Raw genomic sequence first — 14,308 nt, forward strand, 5'->3', positions numbered from 1 at the left:
TCAAAATAGAACTCAGAAAACCTATATTCCAGATCGGAAAAGCACTGGAAAATTATCTCGAGAGGAACAATAGAACAACTCAAATTAAAATATTCTATGATGACCTTTTGAGGTTCGCCGGTTATACTTCTCTCTTCGATAAAGATGGAAAGGATACTTATTGGTTGGATGTCTTTTATCCTGAGTTTGAGTATTTGGAGATTGAGGCAAGCCTTAATAAGATCTATACACTTCTACACTCTGATGGAGATGAGGAAACCCTGCCTTTCTTAAAAGTTGATTCTATCCATTTTTGTACGTTTGGAAACTCTAAACCTTTTAGAATTAGAGTAAGAAATATCCTTAATGATAATTATACCAACTTTTATATAAAGAAAGCTGATGCTTCCAGAATTTATGGATTGGAATTCGAAGATATATTCTCACCAAACAGAATCAATTTTCTTGTTTATAAAGATACTTTGATTGAAGAACATATACTTGGGATACCAGGAGATGTCTTTATTGAAAATTATTTGCAGGATTGTTCGGAACTTGAAAAAGCTCAAATAGCGAAGGAGTTTGTAAAATTCAATGAAAGATGTATGATTGGTTTATTGGGAGATATGCGTTCATACAATTATGTGGTAATTCCTATTCACGATTTTGATCAAGTCGTTTATAGAATTAGAGCAATCGATTTTGATCAGCAAAGTTATGAAGGTCAACTTAAGATTTATATTCCTCAATATTTTAAAGAAAATGTTAAGATGGTTGAACTCGTTAATGAAAAATTCAAACCTAATTCAATAGAACAATACAGAAAGGAAGTAAGGTCTGCAATCGCCAAAAGAGTTCTGACAAGTAATCAGAGATATAAGGATTTGGTAGAAATTATGAAGACGGATAATATTTCTACTCCTGAGAAAATAGAAGAACTAAGTACTTCTCTTCAAAAGCTAACCTATAACTCTCAGTTTAAGAAATGTAAAACTATGGGTGAAATATTGGAAACAGGAATTAATTTTATCATTAGGAATTACCAACATTCCCAGATCAAAAAATAGAGAAGCGCTATAAGCCGGATTCTGTTGAAGCTTGTTATTTATCTGCGATTGACATTACTGAAAATCTTTAGCTGCTTACCCCTCATCAACGAACGAGCCGCCCTTGACTGATGATATACTTAGCATTGCACCGTATAGAGTTTACCTGGTTTCACTACAGCCGAACTGTACTTGCTTTCTGTTGCACTTGTCCTATTTTCACAAATGACGGATGTTATCCGCTATACTGCCCTAAGGTGTCCGGACTTTCCTACCCAAAAATGAATTCGGATCAACAAGCCACGCTTCTCAGTTGGCAAAAATACTTAATTATAACTTAATTCTTTATCATTTTCTGAGATAAAATAAGCTGTCCATCTTTATAAGCATTAATGATATAACTCTGAGAATTGAGTCTGGAAATATCTACCTTATCTTTTTGATTGGGCTCGATATTTTGTTTTTTGACTAATTTTCCGGAAGCATCAAAAATTTCAACCTTGATTTTTTCATTGAAGATTGATTTACTTTCTAAGATGAAATAATCTTTTGCTGGATTTGGATAAAGTACAAAATCGAATTCATTTGATTTGATGTCTGAAACTCCAAGTTGTGTTTTGTTGATTGTCCAGCTGATCGTAGAAAGATGAATCGTACTGTGATTATTGGTCCTTACCATTGTCGTATTATCATAAACACTGAAAAGAACCGTATTACTTCCAATATTCAATTGACTTGGTAGAATTGTAATATTACTGACATCATTCTGAACAATCGTTCCATTGACTTTCCATTCGGATTTTAAAGTGTTAGGAATTGGTAAAATTAAGTTTACAGATAAATCAACATTTGAATTGGTACTAATTGTAGCAGTATTTATTGGAGTAAAACTGTCAATAGGATTTTTAACAGTATGAATTTTTTCAACCAAAGTTTCTTTGCATACATTACAAAATTGCTTGTTTAGATATCGCATTTCGCAATTCTGGTGCGGACGATACCAAGCCGTATTTTCAGTAAATTGATAAATTCCGACATTTCCAGAATTCAACCAATTTTTCCAACGAACCGTTGTTGGGTCGGAAGTTTTAGTTTTATTTGGAGATTCTCCGGAGCCTGAAAACCAATATTCGTCAGCTAGCTTCCCAAATGAATGTCCTAACTCGTGATAAGCCACATCAGGAGCTTGTTCATTTCTGGAAAGAAAAGCGTAAGTTCCACCACAACCGCCATATTCTGTATCATTTCCTAAAATTAAGGCCATATCAAATTCGGGAATGTTCGCCGCTAAAGTTTGTGTTACTTTAGTCGTGTTTCCATAGATGCAGCGATGCGTTCCGGAAGTATCATAAGACGTATTGAAATAATTCGTAGGATTTGAAACAGGAATCATGGGTTCTGTAACGTCGGTAGCAGTTGCCGGATGTTTTACACCACTCTGAAGAGAAATCACTTTAAGTGCATAAACATTGAAATAATTTTTATAATTAGAATAAGGCTGCTTATTTAACAGATAATCCGAAACAAAGGTGGCATCTTCCATAAAAGCAGATTGCTCACTCGCTGTATAACCATCTCCTAGAATGACCAGATTGATTCTCTTATCCTTCGGACCGTTTTCTACCAAAGGAACTAAGTCAAAGAGTTGAGCCTTGGAAAAACCTGAAATTAATATTAATAAAACGCAAAAATATTTCATAACTGTTATAATTTTAATTTGAAAACGAGTTTAGAAGTGTTACTCTCTACTTTATGGATTTCTATCTCTTCAACATTTCCATTATCATTATATCTGTAGAAAAATTCGGCTTTGTCTAGTTTCCCAATCTGTTTCTCCATCGAGTCTTTGGCATAAGATTCAAAAACAGGTGACAATGGATTATCAATGATTGATGTTTTGTAGATTTTATTATTCTTATCCATCAAAACAATTTTATAATTACTATTGGTAATATCTTTTGCCGTTCCAAATTCTTCATTCTTAAAGAATCCTTCCGACACTTTTTTGTCCATTAATTTCACAATTTCTTTCCCGTCGGACGCTCTTTCAACTTCAAAAAAAAGATAAACCATTTTGGGTTTTGTTTCAATAATATTATTTTGATTCCTGATTCCGGCTTGATTTGGCAGTTGATTTGTACAGCCGACAACAGAAATCAATAAACAACAAAGAAATGTTTTGATAATTTTATTAATAATCATAAGTCAAATATAACCAATAAAATATAAAGAAATTAACATTTGCTTAACAAAATAATTAAATCTTACAAGATACCTTGCTGAGCGAATAATTTCTTATCTTCGTCCTTGGAATGGAGAATAAACAGAAAGAGTTTTCTAAATTAATAAAGGATAACCAAGGACTTATTATTAAGGTCTCACGCCTTTATACCCATTCTTTGGAAGATCAGGAAGACCTTTTTCAGGAAATCGTGTTACAACTATGGAAATCTTACGACTCATTCCAAGGTAACTCCAAGATTTCCACTTGGATGTACAGAGTAGCACTTAATACCGCAATTACATTATTCAGGAAAAAAACAAGGCAACCCCAGACAGACGAATTACAGGATTTTCATAGCAAGAATTTTTTGGAAGATTCCGATGAAAAACAACAGCAGATCTCCTTGTTGTATAAGGTTATCAAAATGTTGCCTGATGTAGAAAGAGCAATTGTAATGATGTATCTGGATGATGAACCTTACAAAGAGATTGCGGACACATTAGGGATTACAGAAGTTAATGCCCGTGTGAAAATGAATAGATTAAAGAAAACATTAAAAGAATTAATGATAAAGCATGCCTAACTCAGAAGACTTTGATATAGATTCGTTGAAAAAAACGTGGCAGGACCAGACGATTTCTGATGGATATGATCAGAATGAAATTGAAGTGATGCTGAACAGAAAATCCAGAAACTATGTGAAATATATACTTTGGATCAGCGTTGCCGAATTTGTTATTTTCGGCCTTATCAATTTTATTGCGCTTTTTTCAGCAGATTTCCATACCGATTTTACGAATATTCTCAACAGACTTCAGATCAAAAATCAATCTCAGGTTGAGTTTTCTTTAGATAGGATCTATAATTGGATGAAGATCATGAGTCTCGTGATCACAGGTGTTTTTGTCATTATTTTTTACAGAAATTATAAAAAAATCACAATTGAGTCCAATCTCAAAAAATTTATCATTCATATTTTGGATTTCAAAAAAGCAGTTAATTTATTCATTTTCAGTAATATCATTTTATTGCTTTTGTTCATTGGAAGTTTCACAAGCTTTATCATTTTTACGATTAGACAACAAAATATCAAGATAGATAATCCGACGTTTTGGGGGCTGATAACTGGTGTTATATTTAGTCTTTTGATTTGTATCATTATCATTCTGCTTTATTACAGACTTGCTTACGGCATTATTTTGAAAAGACTCTCCAAGAATTTGAAACAACTGGAGAAGATAGATTCGGAAAAAGAAATTTGATCGATTTTATTTGAATCGAGATAAGTCTGGCTGCGAGAGACTAGTATTTTTATTTTGGATTAAAGTTCTATTGCCATATTATGACTTTGCCACATTTTTCCCTATCTTTGCATCCACTTAAAAAAGTTCTTTGAAATGCTGGGAAGACGACAAATTCGCGAAAAAATTGTAGAATCTCTATATTCTTATTATCAAAACCCCATCAAGTTTGATGTTCTCGAGAAGAATATGTTCTCAGAAATCAACAAAATCTATAATCTTTACATCTACGAGCTCAACTTTCTTGTTGGCCTTAAACGTTTGGCGGAAGATCAGATAGAAATCGGGAAAAACAAATTCCTTAAAACTCAGGAAGATATAGATCCAAACCAAAAATTCATCAGAAACCAGATCCTGCTTCAGTTAGAGGATAACGAAGAGAGAAGAAGTTTCTCAGAAAAACACAAAGATTTGATCTGGGATCCAAATGATGAGCTGTTGGTGAAGACTTTTCAAAGAATTAAAGCAGGAAAGCGTTATCAGGATTATATGGAAGATAGCGAAATCTCTTTCGAAGATGATCAAAAATTCATTGGGAAATTATTCCTGAGATACATTGCAGAAAATACAGATCTGCACGAGAGATTTGAGGAAAAAGAAATGTCTTGGGCAGATGATTTTCACATCGCCAATTCCATGATTCAGAAAACCATAGGTTTTATGAAGGAGTCAGAAGCTTCCCATACTTTAATCAAAATGTTGAAAGATGACGAAGATGAAGATTTTGCAAGAAAACTATTGAGAAGGTCGCTTAACAATTGGGAAGAGACCGAAAAGAAACTAGAAGCCAAGTTATTGAACTGGGATCTGGAAAGGATTTCTCTTATCGATAGAATTATTCTTGTTGCAGCAATTACAGAATTAGACAGTTTCCCATTGACAGCATCCAGAATCATCATTAATGAATATATTGATGTTTCCAAAGTTTACGGAACAGAAAAATCTAATGTTTTTATTAATGGGATTTTGGACAAGTATACAAAAGATATTAATAGAGTATAACCAAATATATATAATTATATTATTATGAAATCAATCAAAATATTAGCGCTGGCTGCTCTTTGCACTCTTGCTTTTTCTTGTAACAAAAAAGAAGAAAACAAACTAGACCATATCCCAGGAGTAGATTCTGCAAGTACAGTTGTAGAGGCAATGTCCCAGGAATCTGTTAATCCAGACGATGCAGCTTTGGTAAAAGAAGCGCAAAGCAAACCTTTGACAACTGTTGCATTCAGCGAAACTGATCACAACTTTGGCGATATCAAAAAAGGCGAAAAAGTAGAGCACATCTACGAAGTCACCAACACAGGAACTAATCCATTGATTATTTCTAATGTGAAGCCAGGTTGCGGATGCACAGTTCCAGATTATACAAAAGAACCAATTCTGCCAGGAAAAAAAGGCAAGATCACGTTGCATTTTGACTCTACAAACTTTGATGGATCAGTTAACAAAGTTGCAGATGTATTTGTAAATGTGGAAAAGGCTCCAGTTCGTTTAACATTCTCAGCTAATATATTACCATAATTATGCTTACAATATTTTTACAAGCGGCTCCAACTCAGTCTATGACGCCGACTCTTTTAATGATTGGATTGATGTTCGTCGGATTTTATTTTCTGATGATCCGTCCGCAAATGAAAAAACAAAAGCAGGAAAAAACTTTCCAAGAAGCGTTGAAACCGGGCGCAAAAGTGGTTACAACATCTGGTATGCACGGAACTATATTTTCTATCAATGAGGATGGTGTAGTTTTGGAAACGCTTAGTGGAAAACTAAAATTCGAAAAAGCTGCTATCTCAAGAGATTTCACAATCGCGAGATTCCCAGAAACTTTTGGATTAGAGAAGAAGAAATAATTTGAAATTATTCTTAAATTAAAAAAGACCTGAATCAATAATTCAGGTCTTTTTTTATCATTGCAAAATGAAATGTCATTCTGAGCGGAGTCGAAGAATCTCAATCACTTTGTCACATTATCAATAAACTCCAAAACCGAATCCTTGCTCCAATCCATCGAGCTGTCTTCTTTTTTCAGGATTCTGCCATCTTTTCCAATCAGATAAGTTGTAGGAAAAGCAACAGGCAAAACTTTCGGGTCTAATGGACTTTCAGCGATGTAAACAGGGGCTGTATAATTATTTTCTTTCAAGAATTTTTTTACATCTTCCTCTTGGTCCTGCATTGCAATCAACGCAAACTCCAATTTATCTTTTTTCAATTGATAAAGCTTTTCAATCGTTGGCCATTCCGTTCTGCAAGGCGGACACCATGTTCCCCAAAAATTAAGGAACAGAACTTTTCCACGAAGGTTTTTCAGATTGGTGCTGCTTGTATTGATTCCTTTCAGATCAATGTCCAAAACATCTTCAGGAAGCATCGTTTCATTATTGATTTTCGCTACTGTTGGACTCATCGCAATCTGTTCTGATACAAAATCACGAAGCGGTTTTATCAATACAAAAGCCGACAAAACAACAACTAAAACAATGTAAATCAGGTTTTTTTTTAGAAAATTCATTAGACTTAAATTTAAAGTAATTCCAAAAGTTCCTCTATCGTATCGAAGCCTCTGTTTTTTGCATAATAGGTCTGCAATTCCACGTAGAATTGGTCTTTGGTGAATTCTTCCGGATTGGCTTTGTACTTTTCCAAAAGTTCAGTTCCGTGCTTTGGTCTCGGTCCCCAATGGGCGATTTCATTAAAATCTTCATCTAGAAAAATAACAATTGGAATAGATTTTCCACCGTTTACCAAATAATTATCAATCAAACTCGGTTCTTGGTCACGGTATGTAATTCTAATTTCGAACTGTTCAAAAAACTTCACAACAACCGGAATTACCTGACTGGCATCACCGCACCAAGATTCAGAAATAATCAATATTTTCCCATTGAATTTCTTCTTAGCCAAAGTTTCAACCTGTTCAGAATTCGGAAGATATTTCTCCGTCATTCTGTTCATTCTTTGGATTCCTAATCGATAATATTCAGCGTAATCTGCTTCTTGTGTATCTTTCGGATTTCCTAATCTTTCTCCAGCATCACGAAGGTATTCTGTGTAAGAAACAGCGTTGTCCCAATATTGTTTGATGTCCATTATATTTTTCTGGTTTTATTAATTAAATACATATCTGCCAAAACAAAAGCAGCCAAACTTTCTACGATTGGTACAGCTCTTGGAACTACACACGGGTCGTGTCTTCCTTTTCCTTCAACAGTTATAGATTCACCATCTTTATTGATACTTTCTTGAGGACGAAGAATTGTCGCCACAGGTTTGAAAGCTGCTCGGAAATAGATATCCATTCCGTTGGAGATTCCACCTTGTATTCCGCCGGAAAGATTAGATTGTGTTGTTCCATCTGGGTTGAAAAGGTCGTTGTGTTCCTTTCCTGTCATTTTTGCACCACAGAAACCACTTCCATATTCAAAACCTTTGCAGGCATTGATATTCAGCATTGCCTTTCCAAGTTCTGCGTGTAATTTATTGAAAATTGGTTCGCCTAATCCTGTTGGAACATTCTTAATCACACAAGTCACCGTTCCGCCAATTGTATTGCCTTCTTTTTTGATTTCCTTGATTCTTTCTATCATTTTATCGGCAGTTTCCTCATCTGGGCAACGAACGATATTGCTTTCGGTTTTAGAAAAATCCAAAGCCTGATAAGGTTTCTCACAGAAGATTTCTCCAACCGAAGAAACATACGCATTGATTTCAATCTCGGGAAGAAGTTGTTTAGCTAAAGCACCTGCAACAACCCAATTCAGCGTTTCGCGGGCAGACGATTTTCCGCCGCCGCGATAATCTCGGATTCCATATTTTTGGTCGTAAGTATAATCGGCGTGACTTGGACGATAGGCTTGAGCGATATGGTCGTAATCTTTAGAACGTTGGTTTTCATTTTCAACAATGAATCCAATTGGCGTTCCAGTCGTTTTTCCATCAAAAATTCCTGACAAAAATCGAACTTTATCGCCTTCTTTTCTTTGTGTAACAATAGCAGATTGTCCTGGTTTTCTACGGTCAAGTTCTTGTTGAACTTTCTCAATATCGATTTCAAGACCAGCGGGAAAATTAGTAATAATTCCGCCATAAGCTTCTCCGTGACTTTCGCCAAAGGAAGAAAGCGTCAAAAAGTTTCCTAAAACATTAAACATATTACAAAATTAAGGATTTTAAAGTGTTCTATTCTATATTTTTGTAAAATGAATTCTAGTAAAACTGTTCTGATTCTCGGTGCTAATTCGGATGTTGCAAAACAAGCCATCAAAATTTACATTGATAAAGGCTATTCTGTGATTGCGGCTTCCAGAAATCTAAAGTCTCTGGAAAAATTTGCTGATGAAAATCATCTGGATAATTCTAAAATAGAGACTAAATATTTCGATGCCACAGATTTTTCTTCGCATCAGAATTTCTATGATGAATTATCTGTAAAACCAAATATCATTGTTTATGCAGCAGGATTTTTAGTGGAAAATCAAGAAGCCTTAAAGAATTTTAATGGAACTTTCGAAATGATGAAAACGAATTACATCGGTGCAGTTTCCATTCTGAATATTATTGCAACGGATAAATCGAACAAAAATCTGGAAAGGATTATTGGTTTATCATCGTTGTCGGCTGTTCGCGGTCGTAAAAGCAATTTTGTTTATGGAAGTACAAAATCCGCTTTCACACAGTATTTGGCTGGATTAAGACAGGAATTAAGCTCAAGGAAAATTATTGTAAATGTTTTAGTTATCGGTTACATCAATACTAAAATCAATGCTGGATTGGAACTTAATAAAAATCTGATAATGGAACCAGATTATGTTGCGAACTTTATTGTAAATGCGGGTAATTCTTTCACAATTGTTCCAAACTGGAAATGGAAAATTATCTATTGGATTTTAAAATTGTCTCCGGAATTTTTAGTGGCAAAGTTGCCTTAATACTAAAATTTTAATTCATATTATTTTGGTATGAATTAAAATTATTTTATAGATTTGTTCCTTTAAAATCGTTTTTAATGGAACTGAAATCATTAGATAAAGTCAAAAATATTACTTCAGACCAATTCGTTTCTCAATATATGAAACCGAATATCCCTGTAATCATCGAAGATTTTGTTGATTCTCAGAGTGCTGCATTTCAAAAATGGAATTATGATTATTTCAAGGAAATTGCCGGAGAAAAAGAAGTGGATGTTTATGGCGGGGAAATCCATTCTCTCAATAGAGCAGCGAGCAAACCGATTGCAAAAATGACTTTCGCGGAATATCTCGACCTCATTACCAACAAAGCAACAGAATATCGATTGTTTCTTTTTAATCTGCTGACCATAAAGCCGGAACTCAAAAAAGATATTCAATACAAAGATATTACAAATGGGAAAGTTTTGCATTGGTTACCATTTATGTTTTTCGGAGGCGAAGGTTCTAATACCCGAAATCACGTTGATATTGATATGTCACATGTTTTTCTGACACAATATCAAGGAATTAAAAGAGTCTGGTTGTTTCCGCTCAACCAATCTGATTTGCTTTACAAATTACCTTACAATTTTCACAGTATTACCAATCTTAAAACTTCAACTCAGGAAGAATTTCCAGGATTGAAATATCTTAAAGGCTATGAAGCGGTTCTAAAACCGGGACAAACACTTTATATGCCTTCTGGCTGGTGGCATTTTATCCAATATGAAACGGAAGGATATTCTATTTCGGTAAGAGCATTGCCATCAAAATTGATAGAAAGGTGGCGAGGATTCAGAAATTTGGTATTTACGAGACATTTCGATAACCTGATGAGAAAACTATTCAAGGAAAAATGGTTCGATTATAAAGTTTCTGTTGCGAAGAAAAGAGCTCAAAAAGCAATTGATAAAATCGAAGGAAAACATATTCTGGATGATATTCCTGATATTCCTATTCATTTTTGAATTACAGAAATTTTTAATTAAAAATTCTAAATTAAGAGGTTATTCTTTGATTGTGTTACGATGCTTATTTATAAAATATGCCACAATAATATTGGGAATCCAGCATAACCAAGCGACTATGAGATATGCTAATTCTGGAGATTTTAATAATCCATTTAATAATGGAATCCAAAGCCTGAGAGTGACAGCCGCAAAAGTACACGCATAACTGTAGGTCATAAAGTTTTGATGCTTTTTGATATTGCCGTTTTTTATACTTGTTAATGCAATAATAGTTGTGATAAGCCACAGAATGCCTAAACAAATAAATCCGAATGCAGATATAAATCCACCATTTGCAAAAAATCCAATATATATAGCTGTAAGAGAGCTGATAATTACTGAAAGGATATAAAGCTTGCCTATTTTTCTATGTAGTATAGAACTTTTTTTTCGTAATTTTTCTACAAATTGAATCCATCCTATAATAAGAGAAAGTCCTCCAAAACTAATATGACAAATAAATGAAATTTTCCATATTAAATTGTTTGTTACTTCTGGAATTTTACTGCTGAGAAAAGTATATTTTTCTTCTACAAAGAGATAAATTGAAGGGAATAATAATCCTGTGAACAAGGCCAAAACAACGATAATAATAAATAATAACTTCTTTAACATAAAAAATATTGGGATTAATCAATTGTTACAAATCCCGACAAATATGAGAAGTTTGAGAAGTGGAACTGTTCCAAAATGTAAGTTGAAACCAATTTTACTCATACATCATGGAGAATCTAAAGTGATTTAAGAGGCTAATTATTTCAAATCCAGATTTTGTTCTTTTAAAAATTCTCTTGGAGACTTATTTTCGTATTTCTTAAAATTTCTGTTGAATGAAGTTTTAGAATTAAAACCACTTTCAAATGCTAGAGAAAGAATCGTGAATTTTTCATTTTCAGGTAAAACTGCTAATCTTTTAAATTCCTTGATTCTATAAGTATTAACATAATCGTAGAAGTTTTTATTTTCTACTGTGTTGATGATTTGTGAAAGCAAATTGGGGTGAACTTCTAAAAGACTTGAAACCAGATTCAGGTTTAGTTCAGGGTCGGTAAAGAGCTTTTCAGATTCCATCTTGTGGACTAATTTTTTGTAGATCAGTTGGGTGTTTTCATCACTCAAAGAAGAATTTTGATATTTTACAGGAACTTCTTTATTCTCTGGTTGGATTTTTTCTAAAACATTATTTTCTAATTCTGAAATATCTAATATTCCAGCTTTGTTGATTCCAAAATATGCAGCTATAAGAACAAAAACGGCAACCGAAGCAAAAATTAAAATATCATTTTTTGTCACAACACAAATCCAGATTATTAAAATTCCTATGATGAGATAATATGCCCAACTCAAATTAATTTTTTCAATATTAGAATATTGGTTAGATATTTTATTTTTATATTTTTTGAGTGAAGTGAAGCTTAAACTAATGTAAATAATGCCTGAAATAATCATCAAAATATTAAGTGCTTTCCTTAACTCCAAATAACTTTTTTCGTTTTGGTAAATTTTGATTTTCTCTTCGGAAGGTAAGATGAAAAAATCATACAAAATACAGTAGATGATAACTACTGTCAAAAAATGAAGAAACCAATATTTATCAAGTTTTTGCCGAGTAAGACTTTCTATATAAAGATATAATATAGGACCATGAATAAAAGGGAATGCTTTTTCTATTCCTAAAAAGTCTGGAAAAAATAGATACTCTCCTGAAAAAATATATACAAACAAAGTAAGGTGTAGTCCAATTATAAAGAACCATATGGAAAGTATATAATCTGAAATGTTTTTTCTTTTCTTTCCTATAATTAGAAAAGATGAAAAAAAAGCGATGAAAATTCCTGCAAAATAAAATATCATCAGATTAATAAAAGAGTATGAAAAATACTTGGCTCAAAAAAAGCGAGAATTATTTCTCGCTTCTAATTTATGATTTTAAATCCAATTTCAATTCCAATTCCGTAAGCTGTTCCTGATGAATCGGTGCTGGCGCATCAATCATCACATCGCGACCGGAATTATTTTTCGGAAATGCGATATAATCTCTGATTACTTCGTTACCGTCCAAAATTGCTACCAAACGGTCAAATCCAAAAGCTAAACCTCCGTGAGGTGGCGCACCATATTTGAAAGCATTCATCAAGAATCCAAATTGAGCTTCAGCTTCTTCTTTTGAAAAACCAAGCAAATCAAACATTCTGGACTGTAAATCTTTATCAAAAATTCTGATAGAACCTCCACCAATTTCGTTTCCGTTAAGAACTAAATCATAAGCGTTGGCTCTGGCTTTTCCAGGGTCTGTTTCCAATAAACTAAAGTCTTCGGTTTTCGGAGAAGTGAATGGATGGTGCATCGCGTGGTATCTGCCACTTTCTTCATCAAATTCCAATAACGGGAAATCTACAACCCAAAGTGGAGCAAATTCATTTCCTTTTCTTAAACCAAGACGATTTCCTAATTCCATTCTCAAAGCCGAAAGCTGTGTTCTTACTTTATCAGCATTTCCGCTCATTAAGAACATCAAATCTCCTGCTCTTGCTCCGAATTTCTCAGCGATTTTCTTCAAATCTTCTTCAGAATAGAATTTGTTAACTGATGAAGTCACAATGCCATCATTCTGGAATTTGATCCAAACCATTCCTGTTGCGCCGATTTGAGGACGTTTTACCCAATCAATCAATTCATCGATTTGCTTTCTGGTGTAATCCGCGATTCCTTCAACATTGATCCCCACAACCAATTCCGACTCATCGAATATTTTGAAGTCTTTTCCTTTAACTAATTCATTCAGTTCCACGAACCCCATTCCGAAACGGATGTCAGGTTTGTCGTTGCCATATTTCTGCATTGCATCGGCAAATGTCATTCTTGGGAAATCTCCAAATTCTTTTCCGGTAATATCTTTCAACAAAGTTTTGGTCATTCCCTCGAAAACATTCATAATGTCTTCTTGCTCTACAAATGCCATTTCGCAATCGATTTGTGTAAATTCAGGTTGTCTGTCGGCACGCAAATCTTCGTCACGGAAACATTTCACGATTTGGAAATATCTGTCCATTCCGCCAACCATCAACAATTGCTTGAAAGTCTGTGGTGACTGTGGCAAAGCATAAAACTGTCCCGGATTCATTCTGCTTGGAACTACGAAATCTCTTGCGCCTTCCGGAGTAGATTTAATCAAAACAGGCGTTTCTACCTCAATGAAACCTGAATCTGAAAGATAGTTTCTGACTTTCTGCGCCATTTTGTGACGGAAAATCAGTTTGTCTTTTACTGGATTTCTTCTGATATCCAGATATCTGTATTTCATTCTCAATTCTTCGCCACCGTCGGTTTCATCTTCGATAGTGAAAGGTGGCAACTGAGACTCATTTAGAATATTTAATTTTTCAACTAAAATTTCGATGTCACCGGTTGGGATTTTTGGGTTTTTGGAAGCACGTTCTATAACGGTTCCTTCTACCCGGATCACAAATTCGCGACCTAATTTCTTAGCCGATTCCAATAATTCTTTTGAACTTCTTTCTTCGTCCAAAACCAATTGAGTAATTCCGTAACGGTCTCGCAAATCGACCCAAATCATAAAACCTTTGTCACGGATGGTTTGCACCCAGCCGGAAAGTGTTACTTTTTCATTCAGATTTGCCAGCGTCAATTCGCCGTTTGTGTGTGTACGGAACATAAAATTTAGTTTAAAGTTTAGAGGCTCAAGGTTTAAGGTTCGACGTGTCAACTTTGAATTGTGAACTTTGTACCTTGAATTTTCGAGTGCAAAGATAAGGTTTTGTGATAAATA

The 14,308-nt window shown here is 34.1% G+C and carries 16 protein-coding genes and 1 other RNA gene; 8 read left to right on the forward strand and 9 right to left on the reverse strand.

Features of this window, described 5'->3' with window-relative positions; genetic code table 11:
• Window positions 1–1,046, forward strand: a 1,046-nt coding sequence (locus tag RTX21_RS13390) for a hypothetical protein (RefSeq protein ID WP_312768488.1), incomplete at its 5' end; no start/stop codon positions are given.
• Here RTX21_RS13390 and rnpB read toward each other — a convergent pair.
• The 3 genes from rnpB to RTX21_RS13405 form a co-directional block, all read right to left on the reverse strand.
• An RNA gene (gene rnpB, locus RTX21_RS13395) (RNase P RNA component class A) lies at window positions 1,041–1,337 on the reverse strand. The two genes, RTX21_RS13390 and rnpB, sit on opposite strands and share 6 nt — an antisense overlap.
• 25 nt (window positions 1,338–1,362) lie before the next feature.
• Window positions 1,363–2,724: a M64 family metallopeptidase gene (locus tag RTX21_RS13400; RefSeq protein WP_312768490.1), complete on the reverse strand. Its 1,362-nt coding sequence runs from the start codon at window positions 2,722–2,724 to the stop codon at window positions 1,363–1,365.
• A 5-nt stretch (window positions 2,725–2,729) separates the two neighbouring features.
• Window positions 2,730–3,098: a hypothetical protein gene (locus RTX21_RS13405; protein WP_312768492.1), complete on the reverse strand. Its 369-nt coding sequence runs from the start codon at window positions 3,096–3,098 to the stop codon at window positions 2,730–2,732.
• Window positions 3,099–3,337: 239 nt separating this feature from the next.
• On the opposite strand from RTX21_RS13405, the gene RTX21_RS13410 reads away from it, so the two are divergent.
• The 5 genes from RTX21_RS13410 (at window position 3,338) to yajC (ending at window position 6,409) form a co-directional block, all read left to right on the forward strand.
• Window positions 3,338–3,832 (forward strand): sigma-70 family RNA polymerase sigma factor, encoded by a 495-nt coding sequence (locus tag RTX21_RS13410; RefSeq protein WP_312768495.1) that lies wholly within the window; start codon window positions 3,338–3,340, stop codon window positions 3,830–3,832.
• Window positions 3,825–4,511 carry a beta-carotene 15,15'-monooxygenase gene (locus RTX21_RS13415; protein ID WP_312768498.1) on the forward strand — a complete coding sequence of 229 codons (687 nt, stop codon included), beginning with the start codon at window positions 3,825–3,827 and terminating at the stop codon, window positions 4,509–4,511. The genes RTX21_RS13410 and RTX21_RS13415 overlap by 8 nt, the downstream gene beginning before the upstream one ends.
• Window positions 4,512–4,646: 135 nt before the next feature.
• Window positions 4,647–5,552, forward strand: a complete 906-nt coding sequence (locus RTX21_RS13420; RefSeq protein ID WP_312768499.1) for a transcription antitermination protein NusB — start codon at window positions 4,647–4,649, stop codon at window positions 5,550–5,552.
• A gap of 21 nt (window positions 5,553–5,573) precedes the next feature.
• Window positions 5,574–6,077, forward strand: coding sequence for a DUF1573 domain-containing protein (locus tag RTX21_RS13425; protein ID WP_409414982.1), 504 nt, complete (start codon window positions 5,574–5,576; stop codon window positions 6,075–6,077).
• Between the two features lie 2 nt (window positions 6,078–6,079).
• Window positions 6,080–6,409, forward strand: a complete 330-nt coding sequence (yajC, locus tag RTX21_RS13430; protein ID WP_312768501.1) for a preprotein translocase subunit YajC — start codon at window positions 6,080–6,082, stop codon at window positions 6,407–6,409.
• Between the two features lie 104 nt (window positions 6,410–6,513).
• Here the strand turns inward: yajC and RTX21_RS13435 are convergent, their stop codons facing one another.
• The 3 genes from RTX21_RS13435 to aroC are packed head-to-tail and all read right to left on the reverse strand — an operon-like array spanning window position 6,514 to window position 8,710.
• Window positions 6,514–7,071: a TlpA disulfide reductase family protein gene (locus RTX21_RS13435; RefSeq protein WP_312768502.1), complete on the reverse strand. Its 558-nt coding sequence runs from the start codon at window positions 7,069–7,071 to the stop codon at window positions 6,514–6,516.
• A gap of 11 nt (window positions 7,072–7,082) precedes the next feature.
• A complete protein-coding gene (locus RTX21_RS13440) occupies window positions 7,083–7,649 on the reverse strand; it encodes a thioredoxin family protein (RefSeq protein WP_312768503.1) in 567 nt (188 codons plus the stop codon).
• Window positions 7,649–8,710, reverse strand: coding sequence for a chorismate synthase (gene aroC / locus RTX21_RS13445; RefSeq protein ID WP_312768504.1), 1,062 nt, complete (start codon window positions 8,708–8,710; stop codon window positions 7,649–7,651). Before aroC ends, RTX21_RS13440 begins: the two co-directional genes overlap by 1 nt.
• 48 nt (window positions 8,711–8,758) lie before the next feature.
• Between aroC and RTX21_RS13450 the strand changes: the two genes are divergently transcribed.
• The gene (locus RTX21_RS13450; protein ID WP_312768505.1) at window positions 8,759–9,487 is read left to right on the forward strand and encodes an SDR family NAD(P)-dependent oxidoreductase; all 729 of its coding nucleotides are present in this window, start codon (window positions 8,759–8,761) and stop codon (window positions 9,485–9,487) included.
• Between the two features lie 77 nt (window positions 9,488–9,564).
• Complete coding sequence (locus RTX21_RS13455) at window positions 9,565–10,476, forward strand: cupin-like domain-containing protein (protein ID WP_312768507.1); 912 nt, start codon at window positions 9,565–9,567, stop codon at window positions 10,474–10,476.
• A gap of 39 nt (window positions 10,477–10,515) precedes the next feature.
• Here RTX21_RS13455 and RTX21_RS13460 read toward each other — a convergent pair whose 3' ends face one another.
• The 3 genes from RTX21_RS13460 to aspS all read right to left on the reverse strand — a co-directional run bounded on the left by RTX21_RS13460 (window position 10,516) and on the right by aspS (window position 14,194).
• Window positions 10,516–11,133, reverse strand: coding sequence for a DUF2306 domain-containing protein (locus tag RTX21_RS13460; protein ID WP_312768510.1), 618 nt, complete (start codon window positions 11,131–11,133; stop codon window positions 10,516–10,518).
• A gap of 138 nt (window positions 11,134–11,271) precedes the next feature.
• On the reverse strand, window positions 11,272–11,997 hold the full coding sequence (locus RTX21_RS13465; protein WP_312768512.1) for a helix-turn-helix domain-containing protein: 726 nt from the start codon (window positions 11,995–11,997) through the stop codon (window positions 11,272–11,274).
• Between the two features lie 442 nt (window positions 11,998–12,439).
• The gene (aspS, locus tag RTX21_RS13470; RefSeq protein ID WP_312768514.1) at window positions 12,440–14,194 is read right to left on the reverse strand and encodes an aspartate--tRNA ligase; all 1,755 of its coding nucleotides are present in this window, start codon (window positions 14,192–14,194) and stop codon (window positions 12,440–12,442) included.
• Between the last annotated feature and the right edge of the window lie 114 nt (window positions 14,195–14,308).

The sequence above is a fragment of the Epilithonimonas sp. genome (genome assembly GCF_032054305.1).
In the GTDB taxonomy this organism is placed as follows: Bacteria; Bacteroidota; Bacteroidia; order Flavobacteriales; family Weeksellaceae; genus Epilithonimonas.

Bases quoted from the DNA above. Each gene is read 5' to 3' on its own strand.
- aroC (WP_312768504.1), bottom strand. From the start codon at position 8,710: ATGTTTAATGTTTTAGGAAACTTTTTGACGCTTTCTTCCTTTGGCGAA.
- RTX21_RS13410 (WP_312768495.1), top strand. From the start codon at position 3,338: ATGGAGAATAAACAGAAAGAGTTTTCTAAATTAATAAAGGATAACCAA.
- RTX21_RS13450 (WP_312768505.1), top strand. From the start codon at position 8,759: ATGAATTCTAGTAAAACTGTTCTGATTCTCGGTGCTAATTCGGATGTT.
- RTX21_RS13435 (WP_312768502.1), bottom strand. From the start codon at position 7,071: ATGAATTTTCTAAAAAAAAACCTGATTTACATTGTTTTAGTTGTTGTT.
- RTX21_RS13460 (WP_312768510.1), bottom strand. From the start codon at position 11,133: ATGTTAAAGAAGTTATTATTTATTATTATCGTTGTTTTGGCCTTGTTC.
- yajC (WP_312768501.1), top strand. From the start codon at position 6,080: ATGCTTACAATATTTTTACAAGCGGCTCCAACTCAGTCTATGACGCCG.
- RTX21_RS13455 (WP_312768507.1), top strand. From the start codon at position 9,565: ATGGAACTGAAATCATTAGATAAAGTCAAAAATATTACTTCAGACCAA.
- RTX21_RS13400 (WP_312768490.1), bottom strand. From the start codon at position 2,724: ATGAAATATTTTTGCGTTTTATTAATATTAATTTCAGGTTTTTCCAAG.
- RTX21_RS13420 (WP_312768499.1), top strand. From the start codon at position 4,647: ATGCTGGGAAGACGACAAATTCGCGAAAAAATTGTAGAATCTCTATAT.
- RTX21_RS13405 (WP_312768492.1), bottom strand. From the start codon at position 3,098: ATGGTTTATCTTTTTTTTGAAGTTGAAAGAGCGTCCGACGGGAAAGAA.
- aspS (WP_312768514.1), bottom strand. From the start codon at position 14,194: ATGTTCCGTACACACACAAACGGCGAATTGACGCTGGCAAATCTGAAT.
- RTX21_RS13415 (WP_312768498.1), top strand. From the start codon at position 3,825: ATGCCTAACTCAGAAGACTTTGATATAGATTCGTTGAAAAAAACGTGG.
- RTX21_RS13440 (WP_312768503.1), bottom strand. From the start codon at position 7,649: ATGGACATCAAACAATATTGGGACAACGCTGTTTCTTACACAGAATAC.